Source organism: Paraburkholderia phosphatilytica (assembly GCF_003443895.1).
GTDB classification, from domain to species: Bacteria; Pseudomonadota; Gammaproteobacteria; order Burkholderiales; family Burkholderiaceae; genus Paraburkholderia; species Paraburkholderia phosphatilytica.
Genome location: NZ_QQOA01000091.1, coordinates 1 through 2,979, shown reverse-complemented (window position 1 = coordinate 2,979; position 2,979 = coordinate 1). Strand labels below are relative to the sequence as shown.

The following is a 2,979-nucleotide window of genomic DNA, read 5'->3' as shown; positions in this document are numbered from 1 at the left end:
GTAAGCGCTAAATCTGCCACACGTCGTAAGGTCCGACGTTACCGGGTAACATGTTTCGAATCGATTGTTACCGGGTAACGAAGGAGATGCGAGATGGCGCAGACGACGGCACAGCGGCAAGCGGCTTATCGAGCAAAGCGCGAGACGGCAGGCAAGGACGGCAACGGTGATCGACGTCTGGATATGTGGATGAGCACAGAAGCGCATCTTGCTCTGACGCGGTTAGCGCGCCGTTACTCGGTAACGAAGCGCCAGATGCTGGAACGGGTGATCGTGCGGGCAGACGACGTGATCGTGCGCCGACTCGATCCCGATTCGGAACGGTGGGACCAATACTTCGGCCCAGCGCGATAGCGATCGGAGTTACCCGGTAACGGCTTGCTGTCGAGCGAAGTTGAACGGTAGCAAGTCGCTAATATCGGCATCCGGTGCGCGCTGCGGCAATTCGGTCAGCACGTGCAGCAGATAGGCATGGGGATCAACGCCACAGGCTCGACACGTGAGCATCAGGCTGTAGACCATCGCGCTCGCTTTTGCGCCGTCGACCGTATCGCTAAAGAGCCACGACTTTCGTCCGGTCACAAAGGGCCTGATGTCGCGCTCGATGACGTTGTTGTCGATTGCAAACCGGCCGTCCTCTACGTAGCGACTCAGATACGGCCATTGCCTGAGACAGTAGCCGATCGCCTCGCCCAGCAGGCTCTTGGGCAGAACCTTTGGCGCGAGTTCGTCGAGCCAGGTTTTGAAGGCGTTTAGCAACGGCACGCTGTGCTGCTGGCGCAGGCGATACCGGTAATCGGCCAGCGTCTGGCCTTCGGGCAACGTCTGTTTGGCGAGCGTCTCGACCTGGTACAGCGCCTGGAAGAATTCGAGCGCCTTCGTGATGCGGGGGCTCGGTTTGTTCTTCTGCCCCTTGAGCGCGTCCGTGAACATCCGGCGTCCATGCGCAAGGCATCCGAGGTGCGTGGCCGATTTAACCGTCCGCCACGCAGGCCAGCCGTCCGTCATCAGCGTGCCGGCGTAGTCTCCGAGGAAGTCCTTCGGGTACTGCTGGCCACGCCCCGGCTGGTACTCGAACAGCACCACCGGCTGCTCGCTATCCTCCGCGCTTCGGTAGACCCACATGTATGACTTGTCCCGCGCGTTCCGGCCCGTTTCCTTCAGAACCTGGACGGTGGTCTCGTCACCGTGGATCAGCCACTGGCTGAGCAGAATCTTCTTGAGCGCCTCGAACAGGCGCGTGTAGTGAAGCTCGGCGGGACGGATGATCCAGTTCGCCAGGGTGCCGCGGCCGACCGCGATGTTCGAGCGCGCGAGCACGTCTTCCATCCGGTACAGGGGCGTGCCGTCGACATACTTGCCGGCCGTGACGGCGGCGATCATTGATGGACTCGCGTGACTGCCCGGCAAGGGCTGCGCCGGCATCGGCGCGACCACGATCGGCGTGTGCGTGCCGTGACGCTCGCAGTGCCGACACGCGTACTTGAAGCGCGCGTGCTGCAGCACCGAAACCTTGACCTGCATGTGCAACTGTTCGCTGATTTCCTCGCCCATCCGATGCATTGCCTTGCTGCAGCACGGGCAGATCTTCTGGTGCTCGGGCAGGTCGTACTCGATTCGCTCGCGCGGCAGGTCCGCGCGCAGAGGTTTGCGGCCACGCTTACGCGGTTCAGGCTGGCCGGGTTCCGGCAACCCGGTATCGGGCAGCGCCAACACATCGCCGTCGTCCTCCTCGGCTTGGGCCGCTTCCTCGGCCTCGTTGAACACGCGGTCGCGGCGCTTCTCGCTCTTGGGCGCGTACTGTCGGGCCAACGCGAGACGATATTGCTCTTCGAGCGCATCCAGGCGCCGGGTCAATTCGTCGATCCTGGCGTCACGCTCGGCAATGACCTGCGCATCGGCCGCCACCCGCTCCTCCAGCTTGTGGATATAGGCCTTGGCGGTGCGCGGAAGTCGGGGGAGATCGGGAGGGGACATGCGCTCAACGATAGCGGATCGCAGAGCCAAATAGGTTTACGCGAATTTGTAACAGGTCAAACCGCCGTTGTTTACCGGCAACGGCAGCGATACCCTGCTTCAGCTCGCGTGGCAGTACTGCCGCGCTGGGTGGCGGCGCACGGCGTCGATATCGACGCCGTCGAGCAGCAGGTGGAGCTGCTCGGCCGTCAGTTCGATCACGGCTTGCTGACGGCGGGGCCACACGAAACGGTCGGCCTCGAGGCGTTTCAACAGGAGCCAGAATCCGGCCCGGTCATAGAGCAGAAGCTTCACGCGATCGCGTTTGCGGTTGTGGAACGCGAAGACGGCTCGCGCAAGCGGATCGAGCTGCATTGACTGCTCGACCAGCGTGACCAGGCTGTTGATGCCGGCGCGGAAGTCGATGGGCTCGCGGTGCAGGTAGATCCGCAAGTGCGCGTCGAAGCGGAACATCAGCGCGCCCCCAACGCTTCGATCATCGCCTTCACGAGAGCGCCATCGTGTGCGGCACATTCGAGCTGCAGCGTCACGCCGTTGGGCAACTGCGCTGATAGTCGCGCTGGCGTCATTGCTTTCGCCGATTCGTACCTGTGCGACGTTCGTCGTACGTTCACCGGCTCGGGGTTCGTGCGCATCGGTGCCACCTCGCCCACCGTGACGACCGGCACGAATGCCGATGGCAACGCCTCGACGCTTACCATCGCAGCAGCGGCATTCGCGCGTTCGCGCAATTGAATCCACTTATGCAGTTGGTTCGCGTTCACCCCAGCCTTCAACGCCAGTCCGGCAATTGACGCGCCCGGTTGCCGGCAGGCGTCAATCAGCTTGCGCTTACCCTCGGCGTCAAACTTGCGCTTGCCCGTCGCCGTCACGCCGGTCACCCGCAGCGGAAGGAAATCAACTTCGTTCTGTGTCATCGGTTGCGTCCGCAAGTTGTAGTTGCGGACGCAAGCCTGCGCTCGTTCAGCTTCCGATTCTAGGTGCGGTCAAATTCGCGCTTAC

Annotated in this window: 4 protein-coding genes; 1 reads left to right on the top strand and 3 read right to left on the bottom strand. The window is 62.6% G+C overall.

Going from position 1 to position 2,979, the window contains the following annotated elements; translation table 11 throughout:
* Positions 1 to 93 precede the first annotated feature (93 nt).
* A complete protein-coding gene (locus DVS29_RS36635) occupies positions 94 to 354 on the top strand; it encodes a hypothetical protein (protein WP_118186219.1) in 261 nt (86 codons plus the stop codon).
* 9 nt (positions 355 to 363) lie between these two features.
* Here DVS29_RS36635 and tnpC read toward each other — a convergent pair whose 3' ends face one another.
* The 3 genes from tnpC to tnpA all read right to left on the bottom strand — a co-directional run bounded on the left by tnpC (position 364) and on the right by tnpA (position 2,894).
* Positions 364 to 1,977 carry an IS66 family transposase gene (tnpC, locus tag DVS29_RS36630; protein WP_118186217.1) on the bottom strand — a complete coding sequence of 538 codons (1,614 nt, stop codon included), beginning with the start codon at positions 1,975 to 1,977 and terminating at the stop codon, positions 364 to 366.
* Positions 1,978 to 2,076: 99 nt separating this feature from the next.
* A complete protein-coding gene (gene tnpB, locus DVS29_RS36625; RefSeq protein ID WP_164708090.1) occupies positions 2,077 to 2,430 on the bottom strand; it encodes an IS66 family insertion sequence element accessory protein TnpB in 354 nt (117 codons plus the stop codon).
* Positions 2,430 to 2,894, bottom strand: a complete 465-nt coding sequence (tnpA, locus tag DVS29_RS36620; RefSeq protein ID WP_118186213.1) for an IS66-like element accessory protein TnpA — start codon at positions 2,892 to 2,894, stop codon at positions 2,430 to 2,432. Before tnpA ends, tnpB begins: the two co-directional genes overlap by 1 nt.
* Positions 2,895 to 2,979: the final 85 nt, after the last annotated feature.